The organism is Enterobacter sp. 03-F-07-AD-ECC, assembly GCF_047530935.1.
GTDB classification, from domain to species: Bacteria; Pseudomonadota; Gammaproteobacteria; order Enterobacterales; family Enterobacteriaceae; genus Enterobacter; species Enterobacter cloacae.
On record NZ_JBLKBZ010000017.1, the window covers coordinates 1 to 25624 of the forward strand.

The 25624-nt window shown below is 53.0% G+C and carries 23 protein-coding genes; 8 read left to right on the forward strand and 15 right to left on the reverse strand.

Features of this window, described 5'->3' with window-relative positions; translation table 11 throughout:
• The 5 genes from ACMWKA_RS19525 to aceK all read left to right on the forward strand — a co-directional run.
• The coding region (locus tag ACMWKA_RS19525) for a hypothetical protein (protein WP_414760523.1) at positions 1–216 on the forward strand (216 nt) is incomplete at its 5' end.
• A gap of 33 nt (positions 217–249) precedes the next feature.
• On the forward strand, positions 250–1179 hold the full coding sequence (gene metA, locus ACMWKA_RS19530; protein WP_013095021.1) for a homoserine O-acetyltransferase MetA: 930 nt from the start codon (positions 250–252) through the stop codon (positions 1177–1179).
• Between the two features lie 270 nt (positions 1180–1449).
• The gene (aceB, locus tag ACMWKA_RS19535; RefSeq protein WP_013095022.1) at positions 1450–3051 is read left to right on the forward strand and encodes a malate synthase A; all 1602 of its coding nucleotides are present in this window, start codon (positions 1450–1452) and stop codon (positions 3049–3051) included.
• 32 nt (positions 3052–3083) lie between these two features.
• On the forward strand, positions 3084–4388 hold the full coding sequence (gene aceA / locus ACMWKA_RS19540; protein WP_058684019.1) for an isocitrate lyase: 1305 nt from the start codon (positions 3084–3086) through the stop codon (positions 4386–4388).
• Positions 4389–4438: 50 nt separating this feature from the next.
• A complete protein-coding gene (aceK, locus tag ACMWKA_RS19545; protein WP_414760524.1) occupies positions 4439–6190 on the forward strand; it encodes a bifunctional isocitrate dehydrogenase kinase/phosphatase in 1752 nt (583 codons plus the stop codon).
• Positions 6191–6212: 22 nt separating this feature from the next.
• On the opposite strand, the gene iclR is transcribed toward aceK, so the two are convergent.
• On the reverse strand, positions 6213–7040 hold the full coding sequence (gene iclR / locus ACMWKA_RS19550) for a glyoxylate bypass operon transcriptional repressor IclR (RefSeq protein ID WP_013095025.1): 828 nt from the start codon (positions 7038–7040) through the stop codon (positions 6213–6215).
• A 193-nt stretch (positions 7041–7233) separates the two neighbouring features.
• On the opposite strand from iclR, the gene metH reads away from it, so the two are divergent.
• Both metH and ACMWKA_RS19560 read left to right on the forward strand, forming a co-directional pair.
• Positions 7234–10917, forward strand: coding sequence for a methionine synthase (metH, locus tag ACMWKA_RS19555; RefSeq protein WP_038980788.1), 3684 nt, complete (start codon positions 7234–7236; stop codon positions 10915–10917).
• A gap of 115 nt (positions 10918–11032) precedes the next feature.
• Positions 11033–12664, forward strand: a complete 1632-nt coding sequence (locus tag ACMWKA_RS19560) for a Na/Pi cotransporter family protein (RefSeq protein WP_013095027.1) — start codon at positions 11033–11035, stop codon at positions 12662–12664.
• Here ACMWKA_RS19560 and ACMWKA_RS19565 read toward each other — a convergent pair.
• On the reverse strand, positions 12661–12948 hold the full coding sequence (locus tag ACMWKA_RS19565) for an addiction module antidote protein (RefSeq protein ID WP_013095028.1): 288 nt from the start codon (positions 12946–12948) through the stop codon (positions 12661–12663). The two genes, ACMWKA_RS19560 and ACMWKA_RS19565, sit on opposite strands and share 4 nt — an antisense overlap.
• Before the next feature lie 6 nt (positions 12949–12954).
• Positions 12955–13257: a type II toxin-antitoxin system RelE/ParE family toxin gene (locus ACMWKA_RS19570; RefSeq protein ID WP_058684023.1), complete on the reverse strand. Its 303-nt coding sequence runs from the start codon at positions 13255–13257 to the stop codon at positions 12955–12957.
• A gap of 197 nt (positions 13258–13454) precedes the next feature.
• Between ACMWKA_RS19570 and rluF the strand changes: the two genes are divergently transcribed.
• Entirely contained in the window at positions 13455–14324 is an 870-nt protein-coding gene (rluF, locus tag ACMWKA_RS19575; RefSeq protein ID WP_023621411.1) for a 23S rRNA pseudouridine(2604) synthase RluF, read from the forward strand.
• A 67-nt stretch (positions 14325–14391) separates the two neighbouring features.
• Here rluF and panS read toward each other — a convergent pair whose 3' ends face one another.
• The 12 genes from panS to ACMWKA_RS19635 all read right to left on the reverse strand — a co-directional run bounded on the left by panS (position 14392) and on the right by ACMWKA_RS19635 (position 25502).
• Positions 14392–15336 carry a ketopantoate/pantoate/pantothenate transporter PanS gene (gene panS, locus ACMWKA_RS19580; RefSeq protein ID WP_128311365.1) on the reverse strand — a complete coding sequence of 315 codons (945 nt, stop codon included), beginning with the start codon at positions 15334–15336 and terminating at the stop codon, positions 14392–14394.
• 165 nt (positions 15337–15501) lie between these two features.
• Positions 15502–15957, reverse strand: a complete 456-nt coding sequence (locus tag ACMWKA_RS19585) for a hypothetical protein (protein ID WP_414760525.1) — start codon at positions 15955–15957, stop codon at positions 15502–15504.
• Positions 15954–16568 (reverse strand): DUF4376 domain-containing protein, encoded by a 615-nt coding sequence (locus ACMWKA_RS19590; protein WP_414760526.1) that lies wholly within the window; start codon positions 16566–16568, stop codon positions 15954–15956. The genes ACMWKA_RS19585 and ACMWKA_RS19590 overlap by 4 nt, the downstream gene beginning before the upstream one ends.
• Positions 16569–16574: 6 nt before the next feature.
• Positions 16575–18143: a phage tail protein gene (locus ACMWKA_RS19595; RefSeq protein WP_414760527.1), complete on the reverse strand. Its 1569-nt coding sequence runs from the start codon at positions 18141–18143 to the stop codon at positions 16575–16577.
• A complete protein-coding gene (locus ACMWKA_RS19600; protein WP_414760528.1) occupies positions 18116–18778 on the reverse strand; it encodes a phage tail protein I in 663 nt (220 codons plus the stop codon). The genes ACMWKA_RS19595 and ACMWKA_RS19600 overlap by 28 nt, the downstream gene beginning before the upstream one ends.
• Complete coding sequence (locus tag ACMWKA_RS19605) at positions 18771–19886, reverse strand: baseplate J/gp47 family protein (RefSeq protein ID WP_149896871.1); 1116 nt, start codon at positions 19884–19886, stop codon at positions 18771–18773. Before ACMWKA_RS19605 ends, ACMWKA_RS19600 begins: the two co-directional genes overlap by 8 nt.
• Positions 19877–20236 (reverse strand): GPW/gp25 family protein, encoded by a 360-nt coding sequence (locus tag ACMWKA_RS19610; protein ID WP_353798258.1) that lies wholly within the window; start codon positions 20234–20236, stop codon positions 19877–19879. Before ACMWKA_RS19610 ends, ACMWKA_RS19605 begins: the two co-directional genes overlap by 10 nt.
• A gap of 97 nt (positions 20237–20333) precedes the next feature.
• On the reverse strand, positions 20334–21041 hold the full coding sequence (locus tag ACMWKA_RS19615; protein ID WP_128311354.1) for a phage baseplate assembly protein V: 708 nt from the start codon (positions 21039–21041) through the stop codon (positions 20334–20336).
• 9 nt (positions 21042–21050) lie between these two features.
• Positions 21051–22091: a phage late control D family protein gene (locus ACMWKA_RS19620; protein WP_414760529.1), complete on the reverse strand. Its 1041-nt coding sequence runs from the start codon at positions 22089–22091 to the stop codon at positions 21051–21053.
• The gene (locus ACMWKA_RS19625) at positions 22079–22288 is read right to left on the reverse strand and encodes a tail protein X (RefSeq protein WP_102891703.1); all 210 of its coding nucleotides are present in this window, start codon (positions 22286–22288) and stop codon (positions 22079–22081) included. The genes ACMWKA_RS19620 and ACMWKA_RS19625 overlap by 13 nt, the downstream gene beginning before the upstream one ends.
• Complete coding sequence (locus ACMWKA_RS19630) at positions 22288–23241, reverse strand: phage tail protein (protein WP_414760530.1); 954 nt, start codon at positions 23239–23241, stop codon at positions 22288–22290. Before ACMWKA_RS19630 ends, ACMWKA_RS19625 begins: the two co-directional genes overlap by 1 nt.
• On the reverse strand, positions 23241–25502 hold the full coding sequence (locus ACMWKA_RS19635) for a phage tail tape measure protein (RefSeq protein WP_414760531.1): 2262 nt from the start codon (positions 25500–25502) through the stop codon (positions 23241–23243). Before ACMWKA_RS19635 ends, ACMWKA_RS19630 begins: the two co-directional genes overlap by 1 nt.
• Positions 25503–25624: the final 122 nt, after the last annotated feature.

Sequence of the window (25624 nt, forward strand, 5' to 3'; positions counted from 1 at the left end):
AACTCAGAAGTGAAACGCCGTAGCGCCGATGGTAGTGTGGGGTCTCCCCATGTGAGAGTAGGGAACTGCCAGGCATCAAATAAGAAGAACCCCGTACCGCAAGGTGCGGGGTTTTTTGCTTTTGTTTTCTCCCTCTCCTTGAAACTTTCTCACCTTAAGCTTGCAGACTCGACATTCACGCCAATTCTGGGTATCGTTGGCTGTCTGGATGTCTAAACGTTTATACGTATGCTGTGAGGATACAAGGTTATGCCGATTCGGGTGCAGGACGAGCTACCAGCCGTCAATTTCTTACGTGAAGAAAACGTCTTTGTGATGACCACTTCACGCGCGACAGGTCAGGAAATTCGCCCGCTGAAGGTGCTCATTCTTAATCTGATGCCGAAAAAGATCGAAACAGAGAATCAGTTCCTGCGCCTGCTTTCGAACTCTCCGCTCCAGGTGGATATTCAGCTGCTGCGGATCGATGCCCGTGAGTCGCGTAACACGCCTTCTGAGCATCTGAATAACTTCTACTGTAACTTCGACGATATCCGCGAGGAAAACTTTGACGGACTGATTGTCACCGGTGCGCCGCTGGGCCTGGTAGAATTTAATGATGTCGCCTACTGGCCGCAGATCAAACAGGTACTGGAGTGGGCAAAAGATCACGTCACGTCCACGCTGTTTGTCTGTTGGGCAGTACAAGCTGCGCTGAATATTCTCTACGGCATCCCCAAACAAACCCGTACCGAAAAACTCTCCGGCGTATACGAACACCACATTCTTCACCCTCATGCCTTGCTGACACGCGGGTTTGATGATTCGTTCCTGGCCCCGCATTCGCGCTACGCCGATTTCCCGGCGCAGCTGATTCGTGACTACACCGATCTGGAGATCCTGGCCGAAACAGAAGATGGCGATGCTTACCTGTTTGCCAGCAAAGATAAGCGTATTGCCTTTGTAACCGGGCATCCTGAATACGATCCACACACCCTCGCGGCAGAGTATTTCCGTGATGTCGAAGCGGGTCTCAATCCGGATGTGCCGTATAACTACTTCCCGAAAAACGATCCTCAGAACAAACCGCGAGCCACCTGGCGCAGTCACGGGAATTTGCTATTTACTAACTGGCTCAACTATTACGTCTACCAGATAACTCCATACGATCTGCGTCACATGAATCCGACGCTGGAGTAATCTTCTGCATAAAACGATCCTAAAGCGTTTCAGCTATTCACATCAGGCACCTTCGGGTGCCTTTTTTATTTCCGAAATTCAACTCAACATGCAATAAAACTTTAAATTCATATTAATCAATAAGTTGAAGTTAAATTGAATTTAAAATGGAAATTGTTTTTGATTTTGGAAAAAATAGAGATAGTCTTAATTCTGCTGAGCGAAAACTACACAACGATCTTTCGTTCGCATTGGGGATGTGAATTTGGATCTTTGATGAGGAGCAGAGTGATGACTCAACAGGCAACGACGGTCGATGAACTGGCCTTTACCCAGCCGTATGGCGAGCAAGAACAGCAAATTTTGACGGCTGAGGCGGTTGAATTCCTGACTGAACTGGTAACCCGCTTTACGCCGCAGCGCAATAAGCTGCTGGCTGCACGCATTCATCAACAGCAGGAAATTGATAATGGCAAGCTGCCTGGGTTTATTTCGGAAACCGCTTCCATTAGACGCGGCGACTGGAAAATCCGCGGCATCCCTGAAGATTTGCAGGATCGCCGCGTTGAGATCACTGGTCCGGTAGAGCGCAAAATGGTGATCAACGCCATGAACGCTAACGTCAAAGTCTTTATGGCGGATTTTGAGGACTCCCTGGCCCCGGACTGGCGTAAAGTGATCGACGGGCAGATCAACCTGCGCGATGCCGTTAATGGCACCATCAGCTATACCAACGAAGCCGGTAAAATTTATCAGCTGAAACCCAATCCGGCGGTTCTGATCTGCCGCGTACGCGGCCTGCACCTACCGGAAAAACACGTCACGTGGCGCGGAGAAGCGATTCCGGGCAGCCTGTTTGATTTCGCCCTCTATTTCTTCCACAACCACAAAAACCTGCTGGCAAAAGGCAGTGGCCCCTATTTCTACCTGCCGAAGACCCAGGCCTGGCAGGAAGCGGCCTGGTGGAGTGAGGTGTTCAGCTACGCGGAAGATCGCTTCAACCTGCCGCGTGGCACCATTAAAGCCACCCTGCTGATTGAAACGCTGCCTGCCGTATTCCAGATGCATGAAATCCTGCACGCTCTGCGCGATCACATTGTGGGTCTGAACTGCGGACGCTGGGACTACATCTTCAGCTATATCAAAACGTTGAAAAACCACCCCGATCGCGTACTGCCGGATCGCCAGGTTGTCACCATGGATAAACCGTTCCTCAGCGCCTACTCGCGCCTGCTGATTAAAACCTGCCACAAGCGCGGTGCCTTTGCGATGGGCGGCATGGCGGCCTTTATTCCGAGCAAAGACGCTGAGCGTAACAATCAGGTGCTCAACAAGGTGAAAGCTGATAAGGAGCTTGAAGCGCGTAACGGTCACGACGGCACGTGGATCGCCCATCCAGGCCTGGCCGATACGGCAATGGAAGTCTTTAACCACGTGCTCGGCGACAACAAAAACCAGCTGTTTGTCACCCGTGATGACGATGCCCCAATCGCAGAAGAGCAACTTCTGGCGCCGTGCTCGGGTGAACGCACGGAAGAGGGCATGCGTGCCAATATCCGCGTGGCCGTGCAGTACATCGAAGCGTGGATCTCCGGTAACGGCTGTGTGCCCATCTACGGTCTTATGGAAGACGCGGCGACGGCAGAAATCTCCCGTACCTCTATCTGGCAGTGGATCCACCATCAGAAAACGCTCAGCAACGGCAAGCCGGTGACCAAATCCCTGTTCCGCCAGATGCTGGCCGAAGAGATGCGCGTCATTCAGGACGAGCTGGGCGAACACCGCTTTAGCAGCGGACGTTTTGATGATGCCGCCCGCCTGATGGAGCAAATCACAACCTCAGATGACTTAATCGACTTCCTCACCCTGCCAGGCTACCGCCTGCTTGCGTAAATCCACCACATAACAATATGGAGCATCTGCACATGAAAACCCGTACCCAACAAATCGAAGAACTGAAGAAAGAGTGGACACAGCCGCGCTGGGAAGGTATCCGTCGCCCATACAGCGCTGAGGAAGTGGTGAAACTGCGTGGCTCGGTCAATCCGGAATGTACGCTGGCGCAAAATGGCGCGGCGAAGATGTGGCATCTGCTGCATGGCGGCTCCAAAAAGGGCTACATCAACAGCCTCGGTGCACTGACCGGCGGTCAGGCATTGCAGCAGGCGAAGGCCGGTATCGAAGCCATTTATCTTTCCGGCTGGCAGGTCGCGGCGGATGCCAACCTGGCCTCCAGCATGTATCCGGATCAGTCGCTCTATCCGGCAAACTCGGTGCCGTCGGTGGTGGATCGGATCAACAACACCTTTCGCCGTGCGGATCAGATCCAGTGGGCGGCAGGTATTGAGCCAAACGATCCGCGCTTTATTGACTACTTCCTGCCGATCGTCGCGGATGCAGAAGCCGGTTTCGGCGGCGTGCTGAACGCCTTTGAGTTGATGAAATCGATGATTGAGGCCGGTGCAGCGGCCGTACACTTCGAAGATCAGCTGGCCTCGGTGAAGAAATGCGGACACATGGGCGGCAAAGTGCTGGTCCCGACCCAGGAAGCGATTCAGAAACTGGTTGCTGCGCGTCTTGCCGCTGACGTGCTCGGCGTGCCAACGCTGGTGATTGCCCGTACCGATGCAGACGCGGCTGACCTGATCACCTCTGACTGCGATCCATACGACAGCGAGTTCATTACCGGCGAGCGCACCAGCGAAGGATTTTATCGTACCCATGCTGGCATTGAGCAGGCCATCAGCCGTGGCCTGGCGTATGCACCGTATGCGGATCTGGTCTGGTGCGAAACCTCCACGCCAGATCTGGCGCTGGCAAAACGCTTTGCCGATGCTATCCACGCCAAATACCCGGGCAAACTGCTGGCCTATAACTGCTCGCCGTCCTTCAACTGGCAAAAGAATCTGGACGATAAAACCATCGCCAGCTTCCAGCAGCAGCTGTCAGACATGGGCTACAAGTATCAGTTCATCACCCTGGCGGGGATCCACAGCATGTGGTTCAACATGTTCGACCTGGCGCACGCCTACGCGCAGGGCGAAGGCATGAAGCACTATGTTGAGAAAGTGCAGCAGCCGGAGTTTGCCGCGGGTAAAGAGGGCTATACCTTTGTTTCTCATCAGCAGGAGGTGGGAACCGGTTACTTTGATAATGTAACCACGATTATTCAGGGCGGCGTCTCCTCCGTCACCGCCTTAACGGGGTCAACAGAAGAAGCGCAGTTCTAATCTTTTCCCCCTCTCCCTTCTGGGGAGAGGGTTGGGGTGAGGGGGAATCTATGTCGCGTGGTCTGGAATTACTGATCGCACAGACTATTTTGCAGGGCTTCGATGCCCAGTATGGTCGTTTTCTGGAAGTCACCTCCGGCGCGCAGCAGCGCTTTGAGCACGCCGACTGGCATGCGGTCCAGCAGGCCATGAAGCAGCGTATTCACCTCTACGATCATCACGTGGGTCTGGTGGTGGAACAACTGCGCTGCATTACCGACGGTAAAAACCCTGACGCGGCATTTTTACTGCGCGTTAAGGAGCACTACACCCATTTGTTGCCAGACTACCCGCGCTTCGAGATTGCGGAGAGCTTTTTCAACTCCGTGTATTGCCGGTTATTTGACCACCGCTCATTATCTCCTGAGCGGTTATTTATTTTTAGCTCCCAGCCGGAGCGCCGTTTTCGCACCATTCCGCGCCCGCTGGCGAAGGATTTTTTCCCCGACCACGGCTGGGAGAAGCTCCTGCACCGCGTGTTAACAGACTTACCGCTGCGTTTGCCGTGGGAGAATAAAGCCCGCGATATTGGCTTTATCATCGCCCATCTCCACGAATCCTTTGGCGAAGAGGCTCTCAGCCACTGCCATTTGCAGGTCGCCAACGAGCTTTTCTACCGCAATAAAGCCGCATGGCTGGTGGGCAAGCTGGTGACGCCCTCCGCCACCGTGCCGTTTCTGCTGCCCATACACCGTACCGATGACGGCGAACTGTTTGTCGATACCTGCCTGACCACCAGCGCTGAGGCCAGCATTGTGTTTGGCTTCGCCCGCTCCTATTTTATGGTCTACGCTCCGCTGCCTGCCGCCCTGGTGGAGTGGCTGCGCGAGATCCTGCCGGGCAAAACCACCGCCGAGCTGTATATGGCGATTGGCTGTCAAAAGCATGCCAAAACGGAAAGCTACCGGGAGTATTTGCGTTATGTCACCACCGCCGATGAGCAATTTATCGAAGCGCCCGGCATTCGCGGCATGGTGATGCTGGTCTTTACGCTGCCGGGGTTTGACCGGGTGTTTAAGGTCATCAAAGATACATTTGCGCCGCAGAAAGAGATGACCGCAGCGCATGTTCGTGCCTGCTATCAGCTGGTGAAAGAACACGATCGCGTCGGACGTATGGCGGATACGCAGGAGTTTGAAAATTTTGTGCTGGATAAGCGGCAGATCGATCCGGCTTTAATGGCCCTGTTACTGCAGGAAGCACCGGCAAAAATCACCGATTTGGGCGACAAAATAGCGATTAGCCATCTGTATATCGAGCGCCGTATGGTGCCGCTGAATATCTGGCTGGAACAGGCCGACGGTCAGGCTTTAAAAGATGCCATTGAAGAGTACGGCAACGCGATTCGTCAGCTTGCCGCCGCCAATATCTTCCCTGGCGACATGCTGTTTAAAAACTTCGGCGTGACCCGACACGGGCGGGTAGTGTTCTATGATTACGATGAAATTTGCTACATGACCGAGGTTAATTTCCGCGATATCCCGCCGCCCCGTTACCCGGAAGATGAACTCTCCGGCGAGCCGTGGTACAGCGTCTCACCGGGCGATGTCTTTCCCGAGGAGTTTCGCCACTGGCTGTGCGCCGACCCGCGTATTGGGCCATTGTTTGAAGAGATGCATGCCGATCTGTTTCGTGCCAGCTACTGGCGCGGGCTGCAAACGCGGATCAAAAACGGGCATGTGGAAGATGTGTACGCCTACCGTCGTAAGCAGCGGTTTTGCATCCGGTTTTCTCCCTCTCCCTATGGGAGAGGGCCGGGGTGAGGGCATCAGACCGCACTCAATCCTAGCGAATCCCACCATACGCCAGGGTGACCTCTTTCGCCGCCTTAATCACCAGCGCACCCAGCTCGGTGACGCGATCGTCGGTCATACGGGAAATCGGCCCGGAGATGGAGATGGCGGCAAACGGTTCGCGATGCTCGTCAAAGATACAGGCCGCAATGCAGCGCAGGCCCAGGGCGTGCTCCTCGTCGTCAAACGAATAGCCGCGCTTACGGGTCAACGCCAGATCTTCTTTCAGATGCACCGGCGACACCAGCGTAGCGTGGGTATAGGCGTGTAGCCCTTTGCGGTGCAGCAGCCCCGTCACCTGCTCCTCGCTGAGCTGCGACAGAAACGCCTTACCCGCGCCGGACGCGTGCATAGGCAGCTTACCGCCAATGGGGGCTGACATACGCATCAGCTGGGTACACTGTACCTGGTCAATGATGATCGCCTGATGATCGCTCTGGTCGAGTACGGCCAGATTCACGGTCTCGCCCGACTCTTCCATTAATTTGCGCAGGATAGGATGCACAATCGCCAGCAGGTTGCGGCTTTGCAGGAAGCTGCTGCCGACGATGAACGCATGGGCGCCGACTGCCCAGTGCCCCAGCTCGCCAACCTGACGCACAAAGCCAAGCTGTTGCATGGTGGTCAGCAGCCTGTGCGTAGTGGAGTTCGGCAAACCAGCCTGTTGGGCCAGCTCCGTCAGGGCCACGCTGCTGTGCGACTCGGCTATCCATTCCAGCAGCTTCAAACCGCGTGTAAGCGATTGAACCTGTCCGCCCTGTTGTGCGGCGGGGGTGGCAGCAGGTTTTCTGCCGCGTTTCGCGGGAACGGTCGTGACCATGACGATCTCCTTTTTCTGTATCGTGGAAATCATTTTCGTTTTATTTGGTGATTTTGCAACCGTTATCCTGACTGATCGGATGAGTGATAGTGAACATGTCTCATGTTACCGCCGTGTGACTTTTCCACCCTGCAAGATTGTGCCAGTATGGACCGCAGCCTTTTGGCCTGGTTGAGCGTTGTCGGGAGCAAGTGTGAGCAGCAAAGTAGAGCAACTGCGTGCGCAGTTAAATGAACGAATTCTGGTGCTGGACGGCGGCATGGGCACCATGATCCAGAGCTATCGCCTCAGTGAAGACGATTTCCGTGGCGAACGTTTTGCGGACTGGCCATGCGATCTCAAAGGTAACAATGACCTGCTGGTATTAAGCAAACCGCAGGTGATTGCGGATATCCACAACGCCTACTTCGAAGCGGGGGCGGATATCGTTGAAACCAACACCTTCAACTCGACAACCATCGCCATGGCGGATTACCAGATGGAATCCCTGTCGGCGGAGATAAACTATGAGGCGGCGAAGCTGGCCCGCGCCTGTGCCGACGCGTGGACGGCGCGCACGCCGGAGAAACCGCGCTACGTTGCCGGGGTGCTGGGCCCAACCAACCGCACCGCCTCTATTTCACCGGACGTAAACGACCCGGCGTTTCGTAACATCACCTTTGACCAGCTGGTGGCAGCCTACCGTGAATCAACCAAAGCGCTGGTGGAAGGCGGTTCCGACCTGATCCTGATTGAAACGGTTTTCGATACCCTCAATGCCAAAGCCGCGATTTACGCGGTGAAAGAGGAGTTCGAGGCGCTGGGCGTCGAGCTGCCAATCATGATTTCCGGCACCATTACCGATGCCTCTGGCCGTACCCTGTCCGGGCAGACCACCGAAGCGTTTTATAACTCTTTGCGCCACGCGGAAGCGCTCTCCTTCGGCCTGAACTGTGCGCTGGGTCCGGATGAGCTGCGCCAGTATGTGCAGGAACTGTCACGTATTGCGGAATGCTACGTCACCGCACACCCGAACGCCGGTCTGCCAAACGCCTTTGGCGAATATGATCTGGATGCAGACACCATGGCGGCGCAGATCCGCGAATGGGCCGAATCCGGTTTCCTGAATATCGTTGGCGGCTGCTGCGGTACCACGCCGGAGCACATCGCCGCAATGAGCAATGCCGTGGCCGGTCTGCCGCCGCGTAAACTGCCCGAGCTGCCGGTTGCCTGCCGGCTCTCCGGCCTTGAGCCGTTGACCATCGGTGACGACAGCCTGTTTGTGAACGTTGGGGAACGTACCAACGTCACCGGTTCCGCGAAATTCAAACGCCTGATCAAAGAAGAGAAGTACAGCGAAGCGCTGGACGTTGCCCGCCAGCAGGTAGAAAGCGGCGCGCAGATCATCGACATCAACATGGATGAGGGGATGCTCGACGCCGAGGCGGCGATGGTACGTTTCCTCAACCTGATCGCCGGCGAGCCGGATATCGCCCGCGTGCCGATCATGATTGACTCCTCCAAATGGGAAGTGATCGAAAAAGGGCTGAAGTGCATTCAGGGCAAAGGTATCGTCAACTCCATCTCAATGAAAGAAGGGGTCGATATCTTTATTCACCACGCGAAGATGGTGCGCCGCTACGGCGCGGCCGTGGTGGTGATGGCCTTTGATGAAGTGGGCCAGGCGGACACCCGCGAGCGCAAAATTGAGATTTGCCGCCGTGCGTACAAGATCCTGACCGAAGAGGTGGGCTTCCCGCCGGAAGACATCATCTTTGACCCGAACATCTTCGCCGTCGCCACCGGGATTGAAGAGCACAATAACTACGCTCAGGACTTTATCGGCGCGTGTGAAGACATCAAACGTGAGCTGCCGCATGCGCTGATCTCCGGCGGCGTCTCGAACGTGTCGTTCTCGTTCCGCGGCAACGACCCGGTACGTGAAGCGATCCACGCCGTATTCCTCTACTACGCCATCCGCAACGGGATGGATATGGGGATCGTCAACGCCGGACAGCTGGCGATTTATGACGATCTGCCCGCAGAACTGCGCGACGCGGTGGAGGATGTGATCCTCAACCGCCGTGACGACGCCACCGAGCGGCTGCTCGATCTGGCAGAAAAATACCGCGGCAGCAAATCGGACGACGCTGCCAACGTCCAGCAGGCCGAGTGGCGTAGCTGGGATGTCAAGAAGCGGCTGGAATATTCGCTGGTAAAAGGCATCACCGAATTTATCGAGCAGGATACCGAAGAGGCGCGCCAGCAGGCCGCCCGGCCCATCGAGGTTATCGAAGGGCCGCTGATGGACGGCATGAACGTGGTGGGCGATCTGTTCGGCGAGGGCAAAATGTTCCTGCCGCAGGTGGTCAAGTCCGCGCGCGTAATGAAGCAGGCCGTGGCGTATCTGGAGCCGTTCATCGAAGCCAGCAAAGAGCAGGGCTCCAGCAACGGTAAAATGGTTATCGCCACCGTGAAGGGCGACGTGCATGACATCGGAAAGAACATTGTCGGTGTGGTGCTACAGTGCAATAACTACGAGATTATTGACCTTGGTGTAATGGTGCCGGCGGATAAAATCCTCAGGACCGCGCGCGAAGTCAATGCTGACCTGATTGGCCTTTCGGGGCTGATTACCCCGTCGCTCGACGAGATGGTTAACGTGGCGAAAGAGATGGAGCGTCAGGGCTTCACCATTCCGCTGCTGATTGGCGGGGCGACCACCTCAAAAGCGCATACTGCGGTGAAGATTGAGCAGAACTACAGCGGCCCGACGGTCTATGTACAGAACGCCTCTCGCACCGTGGGCGTGGTCTCAGCGCTGCTCTCCGACACCCAGCGCGATGACTTTGTGGCCCGGACCCGCAAAGAGTACGAAACCGTCCGCATTCAGCATGCCCGCAAGAAACCGCGCACCCCACCGGTGACGCTTCAGGCGGCGCGCGATAACGATCTGGCGTTTGACTGGGCGAGCTATACGCCGCCAGTTGCCCATCGCCTGGGCGTGCAGGAGGTGACCGCCAGCATCGAAACGCTGCGCAACTACATCGACTGGACACCATTCTTTATGACCTGGTCGCTGGCAGGCAAATATCCGCGCATCCTGGAAGATGAGGTTGTCGGCGAAGAGGCGAAGCGCCTGTTTAAAGACGCTAACGACATGCTCGACAAACTCAGCGCCGAGAAAGCCCTTAACCCGCGCGGCGTGGTGGGGCTATTCCCGGCTAACCGCGTGGGCGACGACATCGAAATTTATCGCGATGAGACGCGCACTCACGTGCTGACCGTAAGCCATCACCTGCGCCAGCAAACCGAAAAGGTCGGGTTTGCCAACTACTGTCTGGCCGATTTTGTTGCGCCGAAGCTGAGTGGTAAAGCCGACTACATCGGTGCCTTCGCCGTGACCGGCGGTCTGGAAGAGGACGCCCTGGCGGATGCCTTTGAAGCGCAGCACGATGATTACAACAAAATCATGGTCAAAGCGATTGCCGATCGTCTGGCGGAAGCGTTCGCAGAGTATCTGCATGAGCGCGTACGCAAGGTTTACTGGGGCTACGCGGCGAATGAAAATCTCAGCAATGAGGAGCTGATCCGCGAAAACTACCAGGGGATCCGCCCGGCACCGGGCTACCCGGCCTGTCCGGAACATACCGAAAAGGGCACCATCTGGCAGCTGCTGGACGTTGAGGCCCATACCGGAATGAAACTGACCGAATCTTTCGCGATGTGGCCTGGGGCATCGGTATCCGGCTGGTACTTCAGCCATCCGGACAGCAAATACTTTGCCGTGGCGCAGCTGCAGCGCGATCAGATTGAAGATTATGCACTGCGTAAAGGCATGAGCGTCTCTGAAGTGGAGCGTTGGTTAGCGCCGAATCTTGGCTACGACGCCGACTGACGTCACTTTTCCTTACAACTAACAGGGCGCTCATTGAGCGCCCTGTCTCTTTCTTACGTTTAAACCCTTATACTGACCTAAGGAAAATGAATAACGATAAGGAGGATAACCTTCCGTGCTGACCCTGTTACATCTGCTCTCGGCAGTCGCACTGCTGGTCTGGGGCACCCATATTGTCCGTACCGGCGTGATGCGCGTGTTTGGCGCACGTTTACGTACCGTTCTCAGCAGCAGCGTGGAGAAGAAACCGCTCGCCTTCTGCGCGGGCATTGGCGTAACGGCGCTGGTTCAGAGCAGTAATGCGACCACATTGCTCGTGACATCGTTTGTCGCTCAGGATCTGGTGGCGCTGGCCCCTGCACTGGTTATTGTGCTGGGCGCTGACGTGGGTACCGCGCTGATGGCACGTATCCTGACTTTCGATCTCTCCTGGCTGTCGCCGCTGCTGATATTTATCGGGGTCATCTTTTTCCTTGGGCGTAAGCAGACGCGCGCTGGTCAGCTTGGACGCGTGGGGATTGGCCTCGGGCTGATTCTGCTGGCGCTGGAGCTGATTGTGCAGGCGGTCACGCCCATTACCGAAGCCAACGGTGTGCAGGTTATCTTCGCCTCGTTAACCGGCGATATTATGCTGGATGCGCTCATCGGCGCGGTGTTTGCCATCGTCAGTTACTCCAGCCTGGCGGCGGTACTTCTGACGGCCACGCTCACCGCCGCAGGGGCGATCTCCTTCCCGGTCGCACTGTGTCTGGTGATCGGGGCTAACCTCGGCTCGGGCCTGCTGGCGATGCTCAATAACAGCGCTGCCAATGCTGCCGCCCGCCGCGTGGCGCTCGGCAGTCTGCTGTTTAAGCTGGTGGGCAGCCTGATTATTCTGCCGTTTGTGCACCCACTGGCGAACCTGATGGACAACCTCTCTCTGCCGAAGGCAGAACTGGTGATCTACTTCCACGTCTTCTACAACCTGGTGCGCTGCCTGGCGATGGTGCCGTTTGCCGAACCGATGGCGCGCTTCTGCGAACGGCTTATACGCGATGAACCGGAGCTGGATGCGCGCCTGAAACCGAAGCATCTGGATACCTCCGCGCTGGATACTCCTGCGCTGGCGCTGGCCAATGCCGCCCGCGAGACGCTGCGCATGGGTGATGCGATGGAAACCATGCTCGAAGGCCTGCAAAAGGTGATGCACGGCGAGCCGCGGGAAGAGAAAGAGCTGCGCCGGCTGGCGGATGATATCAACGTACTTTATACCGCTATCAAGCTCTATCTGGCGCGCATCCCCCAGGATGAACTGGCGGAAGAGGAGTCCCGCCGCTGGGCGGAAATCATAGAGATGTCGCTTAACCTTGAGCAGGCTTCGGATATTGTGGAGCGGATGGGCAGTGAAATTGCTGACAAATCTCTGGCTGCCCGCCGTGCGTTCTCCGTCGAAGGGCTGAAGGAGCTGGAAGCCCTGCACGAACAACTTCTTAGCAACCTGAAGCTGGCGATGTTGGTCTTCTTCTCAAGCGATGTGCCGAGCGCACGCCGTCTGCGCCGCAACAAGCATCGCTTCCGTATCCTCAACCGCCGCTACTCGCACGCCCACGTTGAACGTCTGCACCAGCAGAACGTGCAGAGTATCGAAACCAGCTCCCTGCACCTGGGGCTACTGGGGGATATGAAACGCCTTAACTCATTGTTCTGTGCGGTGGCGTACAGCGTGATGGAACAGCCGGATGAAGATGACGAGCGGGATGAGTATTAATCCCCGGCGGGTTTGATTGTGAGCCCAAGACCCAATGCTTTCATGACCGCCAGCGTGGTTTTAAGCGTTGGGTTCCCCTTATCACTAAATGATCGGTACAGTTGTTCTCGTGACAGGCCAGTTTGCTGTGAAATGGTCGACATCCCTTTCGCTCGTGCGATGACGCCCAAAGCTTTAGCAATATACGCTGAGTCACCGGTTTCTAATGCATCAGCCATAAACACGGCTATTTCCTCATCATCTACCAACGCGATGGCTGGATCGTAGGGTGTTAATTTATGCATGCTCATTCACTCCTGCCATTGGGATACATTGCTCAGCATTTTTGCCATAAGTATGTCTCTGGCCTGGCTGCTTTTGTCACCACCACACAACAGCACGATGATGTAATTGCCCTGGTCTTTAAAATAGATTCTGTAGCCCGGACCAAAGTGGATCCTCAACTCGCATATACCTTCCCCCACGGGTTTTATGTCGCCCGCTAAGCCATTTGCCAACCGAAAGAGGCGGGACGCGATAATGGTCCTTGCTCGCCGATCTTTTAAGTTTTGCTCCCAGCGTCGGAAGGATTCAGTCTGAACGATCTCCTTCATATTACTCCCTGTGATTTATAAACTACAAATAAATCTCTGTGGGGAGTAAAGCTAAAAGGAGTTAGCTCAAGGATAAATGGTCTGACGCTAAATCCTGAAAGTGTCTCGCAAACTAAAAAACCCGTCTCAGTTACCGTCGGCTAATCTTTTTTTCCTGCCCAGACCTAAGGTATATTTCGCCCTTCACAGGAGAAACTATGCTGCCAACTCAATCAACCCGATTAAACAAATACATTAGCGAGAGCGGGATCTGCTCACGTCGCGAGGCGGACCGTTACATCGAACAAGGTAATGTGTTCCTCAACGGCAAACGCGCCACTATTGGTGACCAGGTGATGCCTGGCGACGTGGTTAAAGTGAATGGTCAGCTCATCGAACCGCGTGATGCAGAAGACCTGGTGTTTATCGCGTTGAATAAACCGGTTGGGATTGTCAGCACCACAGAAGATGGCGAGCGGGACAACATCGTTGATTTCGTTAACCACAGCAGCCGTATCTTCCCGATTGGCCGTCTGGATAAAGACTCGCAGGGGCTGATTTTCCTCACTAACCACGGCGATCTGGTGAATAAGATTCTGCGTGCCGGGAATGACCACGAGAAAGAGTATATCGTGACGGTAAATAAACCGGTCACCGACGAATTTATTCGCGGCATGGGCGCCGGTGTACCCATCCTCGGTACCGTCACGAAAAAGTGTAAGGTGAAGAAAGAAGCGCCGTTCGCGTTCCGCATTACCCTGGTGCAGGGCCTGAATCGTCAGATCCGCCGTATGTGCGAATACTTCGGTTATGAAGTGACGAAGCTGGAACGCACGCGCATCATGAACGTCAGCCTGTCCGGTATCCCGCTGGGCGAGTGGCGTGATTTAACCGATGATGAACTGATCGAGCTGTTTAAGCTTATCGAGAACTCCTCGTCTGAAGCAAAGCCGAAGGCCAAAGCCAAACCGAAAACTCAGGCGATTAAACGCCCGGTCGTGAAAGCACCGCAGTCGGAAGAGAAAGGGCGAGGCAAGCCCGCAGGTAAACGCTTTACGCAACCGGGACGTAAAAAGAAGGGGCGTTAAGCCCCTTTTTTCCCCGGCTTGCGCGTGCGGAGAGTGTAGGTCGGGTTAGCGTAGCGCCACCCGACTGTTAAAGACGATATTCATCTGTTTTCTGTGGTTTTTCTTCTATCGGTTTGCCGGACCAGTATCCCGCCAGCAGCGAACCGGACAGGTTATGCCAGACCGAGAAGAGCGCACCAGGCAGAGCCGCCAGCGGCGAGAAGTAAATTTTCCCGAGTGCCGCTGCCAGACCGGAGTTCTGCATCCCTACTTCAATTGCCAGCGTCCGGCAGGTGGATTCATCGAAGCCAAACAGTTTCCCGCCCCAGTATCCGCCCAGCAGGCCAATGGTGTTATGCAACACTATCGCGATAATCACGACAAAGCCCACGGATGCAATGTGCGACGCAGAACCGGCTACCACGGCGCTGATAATGGCCAGAATACAGACCATCGAAAACGCAGGCAGATAGGGCTCAACGGCTTTTACCACGCGCGGGAACAGGTGGTGAATGACAAGGCCCAACGCGATCGGAATCACCACGATTTGCAAAATGCTCAGCAGCATTCCCATCACGTCCACCTGAATATGGGCGTCAACGTACAGGCGTGTTAGCAGCGGCGTGGCAATCACACCCACCAGCGTGGATACCGAAGAGATGGTTACGGAGAGCGCCACATCGCCTTTTGCCAGATAGATCATGACATTGGAGGCGGTTCCGCTGGCCACGCTGCCCACCAGCACCATCCCGGCGGAGAGGTCGGGTGGCATCTTAAAGGCCATTGCCAGCAGCCAGGCCGCAAGGGGCATCACCAGGTAGTGCAGGAAAATCCCTGCAGCAACCGGAGCCGGGCGCGAGAGCACGCGTTTAAAGTCGTCGATTTTTAGATGCACACCCATGCCGAACATAATCAGCATCAGCAACGTGGTCACCCACGGACCAATGCCCGTGAACGTAGTGGGGGTGTAATACGCGAGTATGGAGAGCAGCAGCGCCCATAACGGGAACAGCCGGGTGATGGCGGCAAGCATAATGTTTTCCTTGCGATCGATATAGTTGAGTTTGCTTTTTATAAACTGACCTGGATCGAGCCAGACCATAGCAATGGTGTATCGCTTGAGGGATATTTATTCAAATAAATTATATTCATAATCCGTAGTGAAGGATTACCCGGCCTGGTTAAAGCCGGGTATTGTTTACGGATTGAATTGCCAACTGCTGACGAGAGCATACAGGTGATTGGGTGAGTAGCGCCAACTCTCATTGAGCTGAAGAAATTCAGCGCAGAACTCACTGCAAAATAACCGTTCGCGCTTTTCCCGATTGCCTAATACGATACCTATTGCACCCTGCCAGTCGTAACGTTTTCCGCTATGTTTACGAAAAAATGCTTCCACTTCCTGTTGACTCGCCTGCAATGGTAATTTATCCCACTTGTCGTCAGGCAATGGCATCAATTTTCCCCGCACGCCACGATCGCGAAACGACGCGGAGTAGCATAGATACTCACTTCCGCCGTGTTCTATCGCCAGTTCACAGTGAGAGTAGATACCGCGGGTGACTTTGCGAGTCACCCAGTCGGCCAGCCTGGCAATGCCACGGTGTTCCGTTCGCCCTTTATAGCAGGCGAGCCAGACTGTGTTTTTGCTCATGGTTGCCAGCCTGTTGAGTAGTCGTAATCAATCACCGCCTGGATATTCTCCAGCTCTACTACTGCAGCGATATGGCGCTGCGCATTGGCAAACAAGCGCATATCGTGGTCCATGGTGACGGTTTCAAACTGGGCAGCAATGTCGTTAGTTAGTTCGATTAAACCTTTGTTCTTGGTTTGCCACATTAATCCTTTAGGTATCTTCTTTTCTTGCCCCATTTTGGTTAATGATAATTGCTGAATACGACTGTTAGTGTCACTATGGAAAAAATAACTTTCAATGATAATAAAATCGGCGATAATCTCATCGCGTTTTTCCTTAATTTGTTGAATTTTATCGGTTTTTATTTTGGCAAGAGTCATCAGCATTCGTTCTTCATCAAATACCCACTCCCCTTTTTTTAGGATATAAAAATCTTCCGGTGGTGGAGTGGTGATAAATGTAAGCGTTTCGCTGTTAACCCAAGTTTGCTTATTGGAGCTTGAATAGTCCTGCCATTGCTGTTCTGTCAATTCTATTAAGGGTTGTCTTTCTGGGTAGTTATAGAGATCAGTATTCATCCAGTCGAGAACGATAAAGGATTTTGGATCATAATAAGCGTATTTTGCCATTTTAAATTACCATGATATTTTTACGAAGCCGGGAGACCCGTTGGTGCCGTTTGTAAATGTAAGATCTTTAAATTCGCTTTGAGATTGATAACATGAGGTTCCTCCCGCCCCACCAGCCCCATAACCAGTAGCATTTGATGGAGCTGTAATGGTTACTTTACCGGTTTCATCCATACTGTAGGTACCGGGTTCCCCCCCACTACCCAATAATGAGTTTTCTCCTTTCATGCCTGGATAAAAAATATCAGCAAATGCTGATTTTGACGATTTAAACCCTCCCCCTAAACCACCAGAAGCCAGGATATACTTAAAAGATGATGAGCCACCATTACTTCCTTCTACTTTATCTTTTGTAAAATTATTACCGTTAATGTACCAAGAATATCTTTTCCCCCCAATTCCTCCAGCACCTACATTTACTGGAATTATTTCACCCGGGGTGACTGTAAGATAACTTACTTTGATTTCACCGCATCCTCCTCCATCAGATTGCTGTATGAGGCCAGGCCCTTGCTCACCCCCATTACCGCCGCCGCCGCCGCCCATTACTTCAACAAATAATGTTGTGACGCCAGCAGGAACCGTAAACGTTCCATTTGTGGTAAAAAATTTAGTATGGGAATGGTTCGCCGGAGCAGCTGCATTCGCCTTATCCATAGCCGCTTTCACCGCGCTCGGCGTCGCTGCTTCGGTGGTACTTGTGCTATTGGTTGCGTTATTAAGCTTTACAATCCCTTTTTGCGTCAGCGTACCGTCAGGAACACCGCTAATCTGATTCCAGGGATGAGTATGACTAGCCGGTGCTGCTGCATTGGCCTTATCCATTGCCTCTTTTACCGCACTTGGTGTAGCCGCTTCACTAGTGCTGGTACTTTTAGTCGAAGCATTAAGCTTAACAATACCTTTTTGAATCAACGTACCGTCCGGAATGCCGGTAATCTGGTTCCAGGTATGTGTATGATTCCGCGCTTCAATCATTGCCGCTTTTACCGCTTTCGGGGTGGCGGCTTTGGTTTCATCGTCACTATCAGTGGCATTACTAAGCTGCGTAAAACCTTTCTGCGTGAGTGTCGCATCCGGGTGATGAGTTGAGTTTTCATGTTCGTCCAGCCGTGTATCCACATAATCCCGTGTAGCCAGTACCACGCTCGGATCAACGGTCAGCGTCACCGCAGTGGTATTGGAAACTTCCATAATCAAACGAATACAAACCTGCTTACCGCTTCCACCGGGAAGCAGAGGTTTATAGGATTCCGGGAACTTGCCGATGGCGATTAGTTCTCCGTCAACATCAAAGACACCCACCTCTCGTACATACCAGCCGCCAACGTCTTCCGGCAGGACCACTTCGGCAATCAACCAGTTCGGATTATTTGGCGCAACCGTCAGAGTATTCATCTCGCCGCGCCAGACTTCGTGACGCAATTCGGTTTGGCTGGCTATGGGTTCATAATATTGTCCATTGCTATCGCCAACGGCCATCTTCTGTAAATGTATCTGTTTTTTATCGGCAAGGGCGCTGGCGATTTTTGCCATCCCCTTGTCGGTCAGGAGGGTATAGAATTCATTAACCATATTTGCTCCGGGTAAATAGATGTGATTTCAAGGCTCCATTGCCCTGTACCGAAATAATTCGGTTTAGTTTGTTCAACTTCCTGTATCTGGAACGGCAGGACTGTCGTTATCTCACCACCATAAAGGGCGCAGCCAATAACAGGGATAGCGCTTTGGTTAATGATCCAGACGATTAGTGCTTCCAGTTTGGAACGCACATTTTTGTATTCATGAATAAGATCTACCAGGTTATTAAATAGATGCTCGTCCATTCCCTGATTGCTTAAGTTAACTTCTACTTTAAAGAAGTAAGCTTTCCCGTTATATTCAAACCATTCGGAAACGATACCCGGCAACGAGAGTATTTCGAGTACGCGACGAACGGCCCAAGGGGTTCCTTTATATTTATGTAACTCTATTGCCTGTTTAATTAAATTTCGTCTCTCCTGCTCATCTTTCGCAAATAACCAGCCCTCAAGTCCCTGTATATGAAATTGTGAAGCCAGCGACGGTAGTGCTGAGGCATCAACTAAATCGACCAGATAAACCAGCAGTACTGTAAGATCGATTTGTGAAAAACGTTCGGCAGCTATATTTGCCAGAATAGAGAAACGCTCGTCACTGGCCAGCGGTGGTGGCAAAAGCAATTTATCCATCGCTAACTCCAGCAATGGTCACCTCAATGGCGGTACATTCCGCCCATTCATGTGCTTTTAATACCTTTTTGAGCGGCATATCCAACGCAACATCGTAAACGCCTTCGACCTGTAGCACTTTGATAATCTGGTTTGGCACAATATCCTGGCCTAACCGGGTCTGGCGTTGTTGAACCCATGTACTCAAGGCTTCGCGTGCGGCAGCCAGCGTCGTTTCCTGATCGGCGGTGGTAAAGAGCGTCAACCGAGCGAAAATTTGATAAGGCACTCGTGGCGATTTTTTAGCGCTGACCTTATCGGTTAGCGGACGCTTTTTCTCTTTACAGACTTCCCGTTCGATCTGTTCAAGGAGTTCAGCACCAGGCAGACCGTTCAGGGTAAGCGGATAAATCTCCACGCAGCCTTCCGGCAGTCCTTCATCCGGCCCCAGCACAGCGACGTCAATGATCGACTGGCTGACGGAAAGGGTATGAAAACGATAAGCACCATAGCTTCCTGCGTTACTAAAACTTTCTGGTGCCAGCCGGATTCGCTCACGCAGCGCGTCATCGCTTTCTTCACCACAACCGCCTGTAGATTCGGTCAGGTTAATGACAGTGATATCGTAACCACTCACGCTATCCACCAGCGCACTGATTTGCGCTGGTTGCCAGCCGTTGCCGGATTCTCCAGCGACGACACAGGTTGCGGTTATGGCAACGCTCAGACTTCCAGAGGGGAGGAGGATATCCTCATCTGTGGCGAACATCACGCTGTCGGATGCGCTGGCACGGGTTCCCTGTGGAATCAGTACGTTGCTTTTACAGGCATTTGCCACAGAAAATTGCAGCGTGGTTTTTGCCGCCTGTGGCGGCAGGCGATGAACACCAACCAGTTCACCTAAATAATCCAGCATAGGGGCGCGTGAATACGCGACCAGGTTTTGCTTCGCCGCCTCCTGAACGGCGATGCGGACAAGGTTTTCACGATAAGCAAACAGGTCAATGAGCAGTCGCTCAGCCTGCGCCGGGTAGAGTTTTTTACCGCTGGCTTCTTCATACTGTGCGATCATTTCACTGGTGATTTGCGCAGGGTCGCGATCGATAAAATTGGGTTCGGCTATCGCCATAACACCTCCGTAGAGTTGATTACGCCGTCTGCGGCACGCCATTGCACGTGTAATGTCAGATGTTCACCGTCAATAGCTGGCGTCACCTTAAGCAACTGGCAGCGAGGTTCCCATTTGCGAATAGCTTCCACGGATTCCCGTACAACATGTGGAATGGCTCGCTCGATCGGATAATCGATGTAGCGCCACAGATTGCTGCCAAAAAGTGGCCTGTGGGGATCGCTGCCGCGTGGTGTGCGCAGAATGATATGTATCGCCTGATGGATATCGTCCAGCCCACAGACATATTCTTCAGGACGTTGCAAGGCAGGTTGCCAGTGCAGGGTTGAGGGTCGTGTTTTTGTGTTCATGGGGCTATTTTCACCCCGATATGATGCGAACGATAATAAAGCGCTTTAGGAAAATGTTTGATTAAAAAAGAAAAACCCGCCTTAGCGGCGGGCTGGATTAATAGCCGTGGGAATGGTGATTTGAGTTTCCTCCGCCGTCCATAACGGAACCGCTGACGTTCACGTTGCCCTGAACGTTGACATTGCCGGTGATTACCGCACTGCTGCCAACGCCTCCGCTACCCATCATGCCACCGAGCCAGGTCAGCTTTTTCATTATCGTGACATCACCGGTAAAGGTAGTGAGTGGCGCATTGACGGCAACGTCCAGAGCCTTCACGTCAACAGTCGATGCCTCGATGCTCACATTCGTCGCTTTTACATTTACGGTGTCAGATGTCACCAAAACATGCTGCGCTTTAACCTCAACCTGTGGCGAGGTGAGACGAGTTGTATCCCTTACCTCAATAATAATTTTTTCAATCCCACCGTTAACGGTGAGCTGGTGAGACTTTCGATCGTATTCAAAGGCTGCCCCATCAGAAAAATGTACGTAGCGCTTATCGCGTGATGCGAGTGGTGCAGTATCGACGGTAGAATAGACAGCTCCCAGAACAACACCATCTTCACCATTGTTATCAAGCAGAACCTCCACCTGCTCGCCAATATCCGGTAACCAGTAGTCTTTATTTTCTTGCGTATTGCGTTGCAGGACGGGAAGCCAATTGCTGCGTAAGTTATCGCATTCTGGCAAGGTGACTCTGACGCGAACCGCCGTTTCATCAATATCGCTGATAATGCCTGTCTGACGCGTTACTCCTTTCATATTGCCTCCTTACTGGCTGGTTGCCGGCCCGCGTGAAACGTCGATTTCCGTGGTGTAGCCGCTACGCGAGAAGCGGTGGATTGTTTTATCAATCAACCACTGGCCGGAAAGTACACCAAAACCGTTCAGTTCGATCTTATTACCTGCCGTGAGCTGAGGACAGCCCATCATACTGAGCGTACCGGTCTGCTGGTATTCGTTGTGGCTATCCAGTGCGGCATTGGCCTTCACCTGAGCTGTACCTGCATCTGGCGCCCGGCTGTTTATTTTCAGGGTATCGGCGCTGGTTGCTGCACCGCGTGCAGACGGTTTTTGTTGGCCATCATGCGTATAGATAACCAACTCTTTTTGTTTACTGTTCTGGTGTTGCACCGTGGCATTTTTGTAGATGCGGTTGATCGTATCCTTGAATGAATAGTGTGAAATATCAATTCGGTTAAGCGTCTTCACCGGCGCCAGACAGCGCAACGTCGGCAGATGCGAAAAGATGAGTTCTTTCGTCGTTACCTTCACGGTATAACCATATTCTCCTGCAAGACGTTTCAGAAACGCTACGTCAGTTTCCGCATATTGTGTGACGCGATCGATACTTAGTGATTCGATTTGTCCGACCAGCGTCAGACCATGCTTTTGTGCAATACGACTGGCGATGGCGGAAAGTGTTGTTGCTTCGAAGCCCTGACTGTTCTTCGTGCGCAGCGCTTTGCTAACGGAAGTGGCTATTCCGTCAATATTGACCGTTGAGGGTGGCGCACTAATATCTATTTTATCAATGATATAAGACCCGCAATTCAGTAGATCCTCACCCTGATATCCCAGATGGAGTGTCAGTGTGTCGCCTTTACCTGGGTACCATTCATTTATCCAGCGTCCGGTACTATCTTCCAGCGTAATTGCAATCACATCCGATTCGTTTTTAATACTGTCGCTGTAGCTGATACTGGTGACATAAGGCGCTATGTCGTAGGTAATTTCCTTATGACCATACCAAAGGGTGAAAACAGGCGTCAGGGTAGCAATCCCCCCGCCGGAAACCGTTATCTCAGCCATGGTGGTAACTCCGAGGACGTTTGCGTGATGCTGATGACAGGAATAATTAACCGCATGCCTGACGGTAAAACAGGAAGGATCGCGACATGTGGGTTGGCCGCAATGATTCGCTCGTAGGCCAATGCATCGCCGTAATAGCGCCAGGCGAGGTTATCCCAGCGTTCACCCTCTGTCGTAACATGTTCAAGGTAGCGCATTACAAACTCCTCGTAATATCTGCAGCAGCAAGTTGGCTTACTTCAGACGCGCTTTTTTGCATAGTGCTGCGCCCCTGATTGACCAGCAATGCGGCGCTATCGTAAGTGGCTTCTGCTACGCTGCTAGTGATGACATTAAACAGAGATTCGGCTTGTTCAATGAGTGTTGAGGCGTCCCTGGCGCATTCACGGATCCCCGGCAGGCTGCCTATTAGCGCCTGTATTTTTGCGGCCAGCGCTTTGGGCAGTCCAGCCAGGGTTTGCAGATCCAGAGGTTGTCGCAATAGCGCTTCCACCGAGTCGATCGTTTTTTTCAGTGAGTCGATAATATCGCTACACTTCTTCTTCAACGCTTTGGCTTCCTTAACCAGCTCTTGTGCCTGTGCGACCTTTTTTTTAATGTCATCAATGGTGTCGGCCATGTCGTCCATCATCTCTTTAGCATCGCGCATTCCATCCTCAGCAGCGCTCATAAGGTCATCGAACCAGGCGTCGCTGAGCTCAGGGAAATCATCCAGCATTTCGTCAATATTCGGCTCCTGAGTGGTAATAGCCGGAGGCAGCAGCGGATCCTTCGGATCGCCAGTGTATTCCTGCAACGTCAGGCTCCCGCTCTGGGCTATAACATTGCCACTGGGATCGGTGTGCTGGTGGCTGGCGCTCAGATCGGTAATTACAAACCAGCCGCGATAATCCCCATTGCCAAATACCAACGCCATCGCCTGATGTGCAGTCATCGCGGTGCGCAAGCGATTGAATTCTGTTGACGGCTGGCAAAACTGGCTGTGAAAACTGAATTGCAGAGTGATTTTTTCCAGCTTATCGCCAATAAATTGCACGCCAGGTTTGCCTTCAATACGAGCATGGCTGGCATAATCTACGCCCAGTGTGGTTTCAAAGGCGTCCCAGTATGCAACGACTTCAAATTCAATCTCTCCTAAAACGGCATACATCAGGCATACCCCCGGCGCTGTTGTTGCGCCATTACGTCATTAATCATTTTCTCCAGTTCCCGTTTGCATAGCGTCATGACGTTTTTAACCTCGCCAGCCGTGTTTTGCCCGTGGCCCTGGACTGTAACCTGCGGTGAAAAGTGCACCTGGATATTGCCCAATGATCGGGACGGCAGCGTATAAGATTTTGAGCGGTGTGATGCAGGCGCTGTCGCTGTTGAGGATGTTGCGGCGGGTTTAACCCCAGGCGTGAGTGCCGTTCCGACTATACTGGCGCCTGGTTTTTCCGTGTTGATCCCTAATGTGCTTTTTGCCCAGTCCGGGATAAGACCTTTTATTTTCTCAATTGCGCTATTCAGGAACGGCAGGGCTTTGAGAATGCCATTGATCAGACTATCCAGAATATTGCTGCCGAATTCGCTAAAGCTGGCGGGAAGAACAATACCAAACCAGTCCAGAACGCTGGCGAAGGCGTTATAAAATAGCCCCAGCGGTGACCAGTCCATAATAAGGCGTGTAATACCGCCAATACCACCGTCAAAAGCCGCTTCAATATGAGTCCAGAGGCCGGAGAAGAAACCGGAAATAGGTTCCCAATAGCGATAGATTAAATAGGCTGCGCCAGCGATGGCGGTGATAGTCAGGCCGATAGGGTTCATCAGCAGCGCGCGGCCGAGCCAGATAAATGTTTGGCCGACCAGTTTCAATCCGCCAACCAGAACACGGCCCAATAAAGACGCCGCTATTTTTACGCCGTTTCCAAACGATCTAAGCACCGATAGCGCAGTACTGGCCGCCCCGCCCAATGCGAGGCTGGCTTTTACCCGCAGGAAGATATCGATCAGGCGAATAAAAGGCGATGCGATAAGGTTCGCTGCCAGTTTCATAATATTCAGCGCACCGCTGAATAACCAGATAATGCCAACAATCTTAGCGATGCCCTGCACTAGCGCCGGGTTTTCCCGCAGCCAGGCGCTGAATTGCCTCACTAGTGGCGTAATATTTTGTGTCAGTTCACTCATCGCCGGCAAAAGCTCCTGGCCAACGGTAAGCCACAGGTCGTTAAGGGTGAGCTGTAGTGCTTTGGTTTGCTCTGCCGACGATGTCATTCTCAGGTCAAAATCATTATTGATAAGATCCTGATCTGCTGCCCGTATTGTCGACGCTTTTAGCTGACGGTATTCATCCAGATTTGCCAGCATAGGGGCAAGGAAATCAAGCGTTTGCGTATCGCCAAACAGGGCGCCGAGGTTAAATTTATCCGCCATTGCAATTAGCGCCTCTCTACGAGCGGACTGATCCTCCATTTTCATAGTCTGTTTGAAGGTTTCAAGGATCTGTGGATGCATTTTTTCCAACTGCATCTGCACGATATGTGCCATCGCTTCCGTCACGCCTATCCCGTTTTGCTGATGCTCCAGCAACGATCCCTGGAGATCCACGCCCTGACTGGCAAACCAGTTATCCGTCTCTTTTGAAAAGGTTGATTTGAGGAAATGATCGAAATTTTCCGAAGCTGCTCTGAAGCTCGAGCCATTTTTCATGGCGATTTGCATCGTTGCGGTCAGCTCCGCAAGTCCTTCTTTTCCTTGTAGATTGGTTTTGTCGGCAAAAACATTAATCCACTGTGTTTGTTCTTCAACAGAACCGCCACCGCCTTTTGCGACGCTGTACAGCATGTTTTGTGTGGAACGGAAGTTATCAGACGCAATTTTCAGTTTGTCATGGGTGGCAATCGCCGCCCGCGCCCATATTTGCGCACTGTCGCGGGTTGTCGTTGCGGCTTTGGCGATATCAGGCACGTAGTGGCTAAGATCCTGCAATGCGGTGACGCCGCCCTCAACCATCGTGAAAGTAGCGTTTTGCAGCTCTTTTTGATCCTGATTGAACGCAAGGCTCCAGTCACGGATATTCGAGTTTAAGGCGTCCTCCGTGGCATTATTCATGCTGCCTTTAACCGCTATATTGACCATATTGTCCTGGAATTCGTAGGGTAGCTTCCAGTCGGGCGTCTCGACGTTTAAAAGTTTGCCTGATTGTCCGACAAAACTTTGCGTTTTTCCCACTAATTCAGTGAGTTGCTTGTCGTTTTCTTCCCGTCGGAGGGCTGACTCAGTAAGCTGTTGTGTCAGCCTGGTTATTTTAACTTGCTCGGTACTGAGTGTTTGTAGCGTGCTGGCGTTTAGTGAGCCGTAACGGGCTATTGCCTGCGTCAACGCCTCATTACGCGCCTGGAGCTGAGTAATAACATCGTTGGCCAAAATAATTTTCCGTATAAGTGAATAGTGCCCGGTAACAGGTTTGCCAGAAAAGGAGCAGAGAAGAGGTGAACCGGGGCCGGGCCAGGAAACCCGCAGGCGTTAAGCCTGCGAATCGTATTCGT

Bases quoted from the DNA above. Each gene is read 5' to 3' on its own strand.
- metA (WP_013095021.1), top strand. From the start codon at position 250: ATGCCGATTCGGGTGCAGGACGAGCTACCAGCCGTCAATTTCTTACGT.
- aceB (WP_013095022.1), top strand. From the start codon at position 1,450: ATGACTCAACAGGCAACGACGGTCGATGAACTGGCCTTTACCCAGCCG.
- aceA (WP_058684019.1), top strand. From the start codon at position 3,084: ATGAAAACCCGTACCCAACAAATCGAAGAACTGAAGAAAGAGTGGACA.
- aceK (WP_414760524.1), top strand. From the start codon at position 4,439: ATGTCGCGTGGTCTGGAATTACTGATCGCACAGACTATTTTGCAGGGC.
- iclR (WP_013095025.1), bottom strand. From the start codon at position 7,040: ATGGTCACGACCGTTCCCGCGAAACGCGGCAGAAAACCTGCTGCCACC.
- ACMWKA_RS19565 (WP_013095028.1), bottom strand. From the start codon at position 12,948: ATGCATAAATTAACACCCTACGATCCAGCCATCGCGTTGGTAGATGAT.
- ACMWKA_RS19570 (WP_058684023.1), bottom strand. From the start codon at position 13,257: ATGAAGGAGATCGTTCAGACTGAATCCTTCCGACGCTGGGAGCAAAAC.
- rluF (WP_023621411.1), top strand. From the start codon at position 13,455: ATGCTGCCAACTCAATCAACCCGATTAAACAAATACATTAGCGAGAGC.
- panS (WP_128311365.1), bottom strand. From the start codon at position 15,336: ATGCTTGCCGCCATCACCCGGCTGTTCCCGTTATGGGCGCTGCTGCTC.
- ACMWKA_RS19585 (WP_414760525.1), bottom strand. From the start codon at position 15,957: ATGAGCAAAAACACAGTCTGGCTCGCCTGCTATAAAGGGCGAACGGAA.
- ACMWKA_RS19590 (WP_414760526.1), bottom strand. From the start codon at position 16,568: ATGGCAAAATACGCTTATTATGATCCAAAATCCTTTATCGTTCTCGAC.
- ACMWKA_RS19595 (WP_414760527.1), bottom strand. From the start codon at position 18,143: ATGGTTAATGAATTCTATACCCTCCTGACCGACAAGGGGATGGCAAAA.
- ACMWKA_RS19600 (WP_414760528.1), bottom strand. From the start codon at position 18,778: ATGGATAAATTGCTTTTGCCACCACCGCTGGCCAGTGACGAGCGTTTC.
- ACMWKA_RS19605 (WP_149896871.1), bottom strand. From the start codon at position 19,886: ATGGCGATAGCCGAACCCAATTTTATCGATCGCGACCCTGCGCAAATC.
- ACMWKA_RS19610 (WP_353798258.1), bottom strand. From the start codon at position 20,236: ATGAACACAAAAACACGACCCTCAACCCTGCACTGGCAACCTGCCTTG.
- ACMWKA_RS19615 (WP_128311354.1), bottom strand. From the start codon at position 21,041: ATGAAAGGAGTAACGCGTCAGACAGGCATTATCAGCGATATTGATGAA.
- ACMWKA_RS19620 (WP_414760529.1), bottom strand. From the start codon at position 22,091: ATGGCTGAGATAACGGTTTCCGGCGGGGGGATTGCTACCCTGACGCCT.
- ACMWKA_RS19625 (WP_102891703.1), bottom strand. From the start codon at position 22,288: ATGCGCTACCTTGAACATGTTACGACAGAGGGTGAACGCTGGGATAAC.
- ACMWKA_RS19630 (WP_414760530.1), bottom strand. From the start codon at position 23,241: ATGTATGCCGTTTTAGGAGAGATTGAATTTGAAGTCGTTGCATACTGG.